6 protein-coding genes, 1 pseudogene and 1 other annotated feature are annotated in these 7,304 nt (G+C 58.0%); all 7 genes and pseudogenes read left to right on the top strand.

Going from position 1 to position 7,304, the window contains the following annotated elements; all coding sequences use genetic code 11:
• Positions 1–414: 414 nt before the first annotated feature.
• The 7 genes and pseudogenes from JAO82_RS13990 to JAO82_RS14020 all read left to right on the top strand — a co-directional run bounded on the left by JAO82_RS13990 (position 415) and on the right by JAO82_RS14020 (position 6,785).
• The gene (locus JAO82_RS13990; RefSeq protein WP_198687013.1) at positions 415–1,332 is read left to right on the top strand and encodes a sulfotransferase family protein; all 918 of its coding nucleotides are present in this window, start codon (positions 415–417) and stop codon (positions 1,330–1,332) included.
• A gap of 16 nt (positions 1,333–1,348) precedes the next feature.
• Positions 1,349–2,629 (top strand): lipopolysaccharide biosynthesis protein, encoded by a 1,281-nt coding sequence (locus JAO82_RS13995; protein ID WP_198687014.1) that lies wholly within the window; start codon positions 1,349–1,351, stop codon positions 2,627–2,629.
• A 273-nt stretch (positions 2,630–2,902) separates the two neighbouring features.
• A pseudogene (locus JAO82_RS14000) lies at positions 2,903–3,202 on the top strand (transposase); the annotation flags it as partial.
• Positions 3,157–3,273, top strand: a sequence feature (AL1L pseudoknot). (Overlaps the previous pseudogene by 46 nt.)
• Positions 3,199–3,474 carry a hypothetical protein gene (locus JAO82_RS14005; protein WP_198687016.1) on the top strand — a complete coding sequence of 92 codons (276 nt, stop codon included), beginning with the start codon at positions 3,199–3,201 and terminating at the stop codon, positions 3,472–3,474. (Overlaps the previous feature by 75 nt.) The pseudogene JAO82_RS14000 and the gene JAO82_RS14005, both read left to right, overlap by 4 nt.
• Before the next feature lie 197 nt (positions 3,475–3,671).
• Positions 3,672–4,388: an FkbM family methyltransferase gene (locus tag JAO82_RS14010; RefSeq protein WP_198687017.1), complete on the top strand. Its 717-nt coding sequence runs from the start codon at positions 3,672–3,674 to the stop codon at positions 4,386–4,388.
• A gap of 24 nt (positions 4,389–4,412) precedes the next feature.
• On the top strand, positions 4,413–5,399 hold the full coding sequence (locus JAO82_RS14015) for a hypothetical protein (RefSeq protein WP_198687018.1): 987 nt from the start codon (positions 4,413–4,415) through the stop codon (positions 5,397–5,399).
• Between the two features lie 36 nt (positions 5,400–5,435).
• The gene (locus JAO82_RS14020; RefSeq protein WP_198687019.1) at positions 5,436–6,785 is read left to right on the top strand and encodes a hypothetical protein; all 1,350 of its coding nucleotides are present in this window, start codon (positions 5,436–5,438) and stop codon (positions 6,783–6,785) included.
• The last annotated feature ends 519 nt before the right edge of the window (positions 6,786–7,304 follow it).

Below are 7,304 nucleotides of genomic sequence, written 5' to 3' on the forward strand. Positions count from 1 at the left end.
CTTCCGTTTCGCCATATCTGAACTCCTTCGTGTTGAAGATCAGCAGACTACAAATCGCAGCTTACGTCAGTGTCCTAATTTCGGGGGATAGCTCACAAACAGCCGTCCATATTCGGTTGGATCAAATGGCGATGGATGCCCGCGCACCTTGTATGCTATTAACGAAGGGACGTTAATAGGGATCTATGACGGCAGCAACTCGACCCACGAAGATGCCGATAACTATTTCATCCTGCGTTTTACTCTTTGACTGCGGAGCAGTGCGATTTTCAACCTATCGAAACTCTACAAGGCCCACTCTTACGCGAACATTGGAAACCTCTTATGCACGTTCGGCCATTGTTACGTTTGCCGACAACCCTTCAGATGAACAGTTCGGCTCTTTATTCTAGTCAATCCGCAGACACAGGTCGCATGCGTGCGATCATCGTAATAGGCCCTCCAAGGTGCGGCACTACCGCCTTTTTCCGCTGGCTCGCCACACACCCCGAAATCGCGCCATCGGAGCGCAAGGAACTGAACTATTTCACCGGCCTCAGCGTCACGCATGACCAATTCGATCTAGGACAGCAGGCGCCATACCTTGCTCATATCCCCCCAAAGGCCGGAGCACGTTTCAGCCTCGAAGCAAGCCCAGTATATAGCCATCCGCAGGTGATGCCTATCGTCTCCCCGCGCATTGAGTTAACACTTCCCGACGCAAAGATAATTGTAATGCTGCGCGATCCAGTCGACCGCTTCTTCTCGCATTACCGCGTCGATCAGCGCGAGGGTACCGCTGGGGCGAAAACACTATCCGATTACGTCCGGCTCTCGCGCGGGTTCGATAACAGGCCGGCCGGGAGGGAGCCCCTTGCCGAAAACGTCTGGCTTCAGATCGCGGATTATCCGGCGATCCTCACACAGCTGCTCGCGCAATTCCCGCCCAGGCGCATCGTGCCGGTATTCATGGATTGGTTCACCACCGCCCCCAACTATTGTGCTGACTATCTCACCGAGGCCCTCGGGCTCTATATCCCGCTCGAACCGGGCGCGATCCGCGCCGAAAACACCTATTACGCCCCGCGCAATCTGTCGTTCCACAAGCTGGCGAGCGCCGTGCGCTACCTCATCGAGCCGACTCTGCAGCGGTTCCCGGGGCTTCGGAGAAAACTCTACTCTGCCTATCGCTCAGTCAATATCAGCCACAGCGCTGGGGCGCTGGGACCCGTTCTGGAGGCCGAGGACATCGTGGAGTTGCGCGAATTCTACTGCCCCCGCAACGAGGCGTTGCGCGTGCTTCTGGGCGAGTACTTCAAGCTCGAACATATCCCGGACTGGCTCGTCGAATGACGGGGACAGGACGGCTGTGAGCCGGTTTCGCGGATTGCGAGGGGAGGTACTCTGGGCTGCGGCGGCCAAGTTCGGCACCGGGATCTTTCAGTTCGGGATCAGCCTGCTGATGGCGCGGATGCTGAGCGTTGCGGCCTTCGGAACTTTCGAATTCGTGCTGCGCACGATGAGCGTGGTGTTGGTGGTGTCAAACCTCGGGCTGACCTGGAAGAGCCTGATGCTGGCGAGCGGCGGCGAACCAGAGGAGGACGCTTCGCTCGGCGACGATCTCTCAGCTGTGCTGGGCGCCGCATTGGTCTCCAGCACACTCATGTCGGTCGGGTTTATCGCGTTTATGGGTGCCACGAGCGGGACGGATTTCGCACCGGACATGTTCGAACGGGTGATCCTCACTGCCATGGTGCCCGCTTTCACCCTGCTTCTAGTAATCTCGGAAGCCTTTCGGGGACTTGCGAAAATCCGTGACGCCTCGCTTTTCAGTGGGCTGTTTTCAAACGGGATAGCCTTCTCAGTCCTCCTGACCTTCTACTTGGTCTCGGGAGATCTAACAGTTGTGTCGGGCCTCATGGTGCTCTCGGTTGCCGCATCAGTGGCCGTTGCCACCGCCTTTGCCGTGTTGCGCCGCTTAATCTCGAATATTAACCTTCGGTTTCGCTGGCCGGAGATGGCGAAGCAGGCGCGCGAGAGCGCACCTTTTGCTGTGTATAGCGTGCTGGTCGCCGTTGCGGCCACCCTAGATATCTGGGCCGTCAAACTGCTGTTCCCGATCGATCAGGTGGGCGTTTATGGCATCGCGGCGCGGTGGAGCCAGTTCTTCCTGTTACCCTGGATGATTTCCAGTGCTGTGTTCCGGGGCCGTCTCGCCAGCGCCATCGCCCGCAACGATATTGGTCGCGTCCATCGCATTGTTGCGGTGAATGCTAGGGTACTCGGCCTGATCGCGGTGGTTCTTCTGCTGTTGATCCACCTCACCAGTGGCGCGCTCCTGCGTTCGGTGCTCCCGCCAGAGTATACAGGGAGCGAACCGACGCTCGTGCTTCTAGCGATTGCTTTCTCGATTCAGTCGACATTCAGCATGTATAGCCTCGGCCTGCTGCTCTCGTCCGCCAAGCTGTTAAAGTTCCTCGTCCCACTATTCCAAATGGCGGCCTTCGCCGCGCTGGTCGGCCCACTATCGATGCGACTCGGGCTTGACGGCATCGGTGTCTCGATGTTGCTCGCGATCAGCGCAGCCGCGGCGCTGCAGGTCGGGTTGTTCTTCACCGTCTTCCCCGGCCAGCGCCGACTGGACGCCTAGGCCGCGACACACTGATCGGGGTATCCTATGCCCTGACACGTCAAAACTGTCAGCGGCGACCTCAGCCGGCAAATATAGTACCTCACTAAAATTGACCTATAGTGAACGGCAGGCCGAGGAAATGTGGGGTTTACGGTCGGAAAACTACGTGAAAAGCAGATTATGCTTTTGGCAAAGATATACCGGCGCGCGATGAACTAGACCGGGTTACCGGAGAGCAGAAAGCTCGGAAGGTAAGCTATGATCTAAGGAAACCCAGGGAACCGTTTTTCGACTGAGGTGCGTGCCCGCGCGGTACGGATGGTTTTGGAGAACGAAGCGGATTACAAATCGCGCTCGCAAGCGATTGCCTCGATCGCGAAGAAATTCGGATGCAGCCCCGATACGTTGCGCGGCTGGATTAATAAGCAGGCTGTCGAGGACGGTGATCGCGACGGGCTGACGCAATCCGAGCGTGATGAGCTCAAGACGCTGCAGCGGGAGAATCGCGAACTCAAGCAGGCCAATGAGATCCTTCGCAAGGCATCGGCTTTTTTCGCGGCGGCGGACCTCGACCGCCTACGCGAGAGATGATCATGTTCATTGATGATCATCGCGGGGAGCACGGCGTCGAGGCGATCTGCAAGGTTTTGCCGATCGCGCCCTCCACCTATCACCACCACCAGGCGGTTCTGCGGGAGCCGTCCAGAGCGTCCCTGCGGGCGCAGCGCGACGCGGATCTCAGTCTAAAGATCGCCTCCTGCTGGGCGGCTAGCGGCAAGCGCTATGGTGCGGTGAAAGTCTGGTACGATCTCGTCGCGCAGGCCAAGGTTCATCATGATCGAATTAGCAAACCTCAATCTTGATGCCTTCAGCGAGGCCGTAGGCACGTACTAGAGATGATCATCGCGCTGGGCTGCTCGCCCCGAATGCGCTGAGCCAGGACGGGGCGCTCTCGTCCCTGAAACTAAGTAATTTCAAGCGCCACATCGAATTCTTTTTCGAGGCATCGCAGCCTGGCCGCCTGCCCTTCGCCTTACCCAAACTCCAAAGGAAAAGCTTGATGTCGATTGTCACTCTTGCAAAAAAGCTCATCCAGAAGCAATTAAATCATTTTGGTTGGGAGATTAAACGGGTGAACTCCGGCGATATCTCAGACCTCGTGGGCACGCTCAACTCGCGCGGCGCGGTAAAGTTGCTTGATGTCGGGGCCAATCTTGGGCAGTATGCCAGCTCCGTGTTCGCCGCAGGCTTCAAAGGTGAGGTGGTGTCATTTGAACCACTGGGCAACATCCATGCCAAGCTTGCACAGAACGCCGCTTCCAATCCGCGCTGGCGGGTGCATGAGCGCTGTGCCGTAGGCGCAGCGGCGGGAACGGTCACCATCAATCGCGCGGCCAACGCGGTGAGCAGCTCGGTGCTGACGATCGAGGAGGCGCATGTGTCCGCCGCCCCGACCTCGAAATTCACCTGCGCGGAAGAGGTAACGGTCATTGCGCTCGACGATCTCCCCCTTGCCGATCTCGAGTGGACCTTCCTGAAGATCGATACGCAAGGCTTCGAAGGCCAAGTGCTGGAAGGGGCGGCGCAGCTCCTGCCGGAAATCGCGGGCGTCCAGCTCGAGATTTCCATCGCGCCACTCTACAAAGACCAAGCGGACTATTTCGAGATATTCGACGTAATGCACGCGGCCGGCCTCCGGCTATGGTCAGTCGAGCCCGGGTTTCGCGATCCCAGGACGCGCCAGCTGCTTCAGTTCGACGCAATCTTCCTACGCTAGATCCAAAGGCAAGAGCCCGCACCTATGCCGATACTGCATCGTACCGAAGATCCGCACCAAATTTACACGGAAGCGTTCCGCCACCTAAGTGTCAACGGGCAGCCGCCGATCGTGGTTGCGTCGCGATTGAAGGCATATACCAGCTCCTACTACCCGGTCCGGGTGGTGCTGTCGGCGTTGGCCGCTCTCTTCTTAGTCGTCGACATCTATCGCGCCCGCCCTCGGCAGCATGCAGTTTTCGTCCGCGAATTCTGGACCATACCGCTGCTTGTGACCGCGCCACTCATCTGGCCTGTCGCCCGATCCGTGCTGTTCAACGTGAACCACAACCTCACAGGCGCAAGCGACAGCGTGCCTTGGCCGATCCGCCTGCTTGCTCGCCTCGGGTTCCAATTCGTGCTATTTGACGGCGCTAGCAGCTTGGCGCATTTTCCGGCGCAGGTGCGCCCGTCGCTCCATACGCCCCTTTTCCCTAGCGTCGCGCCGCCAAGGCCCCGCTTAGGGCATGCTTTGCCAATACGAGTCGGGCTTGTTGGCAGCATTGGCTCGATTGGGGCCAAAAACGAACTTTTCTTCCGAAAACTTACACAGATTGCTAACGAAGAAGACATTGAGCTTTACTATGGTGCGCGCGATGACCTGCCCGAGCCGCTGCGCCTCATAGATGGCTTACGCATCTATGACACAAGGTCGCGAGAGAACTTCCGCGCCTATCTAGAACTCCTTGATATCGCGATTTTTGTCGCCAGCGCTGAAAGCTACTATTACCGCCACAGCGGCACGGTGATGGACGCGGTTTCTTCCGGGGTGATTCCGGTCGTTCCCGGGTTTCCGGTGCTCCGCTCACAAGTCTCTATGCCCTGCCCAGTCGGGGTGTACTATGACGCGTTCAACCAACTACCTAATGCGGTGTGTAACGCTGTCGCCGAGTTCAAAACCCTGTCCACCAACCGGACGACATGGCATGGAGCCCGGGCAATGGCCGAAATCATCCTTGGACCGCGGACATGAAGCACGTGGTCGACACCTTTGACTGAGGCGGGGCACATGCACCACCATCCCCTCGTCGGCGACTACCCGCCCGACCCGCGCTTCGGCTGGTCGGCAAAGGCAGTGATCGTCCTAATCTCGTTTCTAAACTGCCAGTTCCTGTTCGTGAAGAGCGCCAACCCCTTCGGCGTTCACTACGTGCAGGAGCTATATCTCCTCGCCCTGCTCGCCTATGTCCCGGTATACGTCTTGCGCAAGTCCGCGGTCATCAGCCGGATGGACGGGTTCGTCCTTCTCTACGCCACCTTATTTACCGGCCTCTCCGCCGTGTTTGCACTATTAGAATATGGCCAGCCCCTATTCTATGGTATTTTGGAAGCGCGTGTAACACTTATGACATTGGCATACTTTCCCTTGAAGGATCTCGTCCGGGGCCGGAAGAAGCGGCTGGTTTACGCGCTGAACACCACGGTCTTCATCCTGTTTCTCGTGGCTCTCCTAGGCCTTCTGGTGAAACTCGGATTATTCTCCATCGCCGGCTATTACCGTTTCGGAACATCGGACCTCGCGGCGCGTGGAGACATCTATAGCGCAGACACCCTACGCGGCGACCGCATGGCCACCGGGCGTTTCATCGTGATTTTCTCCACCATATACGCCTTAACGATGGTGACACAGTCAGCGTCGCACGCTTGGAAATTCGTCGCCTTCGTCGCGCTCTGGCACATCGTGTTCGTTTTGCAGGAACGCCAGACCATGGTCGGGGTCAGCGTATCACTGACTTATCTCGTGCTGTCGGGGTTCCATCTCCGCCGGATACGCAAGGGCAGCGTGGCGATAGTGATCGCCGGGGTCGGCGCAATTCTTTTCGCCTATCTGAGCAGCGACTTGCTTCTTGCGCAGTCCCGATTGCTCGACAACACACTCAACGCCGATTTTTACGCCCTCGCTCGGGTCGATACCGCCTTATCGATCTTCGAACAGATGAACCTCACCTTCGGACACGGAGCGCTGTCGCTACTGTGGCAGGACGGATTCCACCGCATCTTTTCGGAACGCTTCTTCCTTGGCGACGTAGGCATAATAGGCACCGCATTCCGCCTCGGCGCTATCCCCGCATTGCTGCTTATCGGCAATGCTGCGGCATTTCTCGTTCTCCGAACCCTTCACCTCCCCGAGGCAGGCTTGCGCAAGCTAGTCTGGGCCCTGCTAGCTTATCTAGCGATCACGGCCATTACTTCTGCTCCTTTCGAGTACGTCGGCAATTACCTAGCGCTGGTTTTTCTAATACTGGACAGGTCGCCTTCGCAGACGGCGCGACTGGAATTAGCTACAAGCGAACAGTGGGCAGCTGTTCGCAGGGCACCGTTAAACTGGAATCAGACTGAAAACCGCTTAGATCCTTGAAGCCTCAGGCGCTGCCCGACCTGGACCTGTCGCAGTATGGAGAGGTGGTCGCAGGATTTCGGACCAGTTGCTCTCATGATCACCGTCAAGCCCTTTTCCATGACGAATACACCGGTGGTGCCGGACGCAGGGTGATATGGACGCGCAAGGTAGGAGGCGGAACTGAGACGACGGTTGAGCAAGCTCTCATGCGCGGGTTCGTTACCGCATGACCGTGGTTTCGTGTTGGGGCTGCCTCGTTCTAAGTGGCGAGCGTCGACTTCGTCGGCTCATAGCAAACCACGAGGGCTCCCCACCGCGTTCCGTCCCCAACCTTGCGCGTCGGCGTGGTGTCGGGGCGTGTCTTTGCCTCTCAGCCTTGGGAGCGGACGTTCTCGACTGGCGCGGCTGTCACCGCTCTGGCGATGGCCCAAATGAATCCGACTGAGCTATCCCCCGAAATTAGGACACTGACGTAAGCTGCGATTTGTAGTCTGCTGATCTTCAACACGAAGGAGTTCAGATATGGCGAAACGGAAG

This window comes from Pontibaca salina (assembly GCF_016307205.1).
GTDB classification, from domain to species: Bacteria; Pseudomonadota; Alphaproteobacteria; order Rhodobacterales; family Rhodobacteraceae; genus Pontibaca; species Pontibaca salina.

What these genes read in the sequence shown, in the direction of transcription:
- JAO82_RS14005 (WP_198687016.1), top strand. Translation starts at nt 3,199, where the DNA reads ATGATCATGTTCATTGATGATCATCGCGGGGAGCACGGCGTCGAGGCG.
- JAO82_RS14015 (WP_198687018.1), top strand. Translation starts at nt 4,413, where the DNA reads ATGCCGATACTGCATCGTACCGAAGATCCGCACCAAATTTACACGGAA.
- JAO82_RS13990 (WP_198687013.1), top strand. Translation starts at nt 415, where the DNA reads ATGCGTGCGATCATCGTAATAGGCCCTCCAAGGTGCGGCACTACCGCC.
- JAO82_RS14020 (WP_198687019.1), top strand. Translation starts at nt 5,436, where the DNA reads ATGCACCACCATCCCCTCGTCGGCGACTACCCGCCCGACCCGCGCTTC.
- JAO82_RS14010 (WP_198687017.1), top strand. Translation starts at nt 3,672, where the DNA reads ATGTCGATTGTCACTCTTGCAAAAAAGCTCATCCAGAAGCAATTAAAT.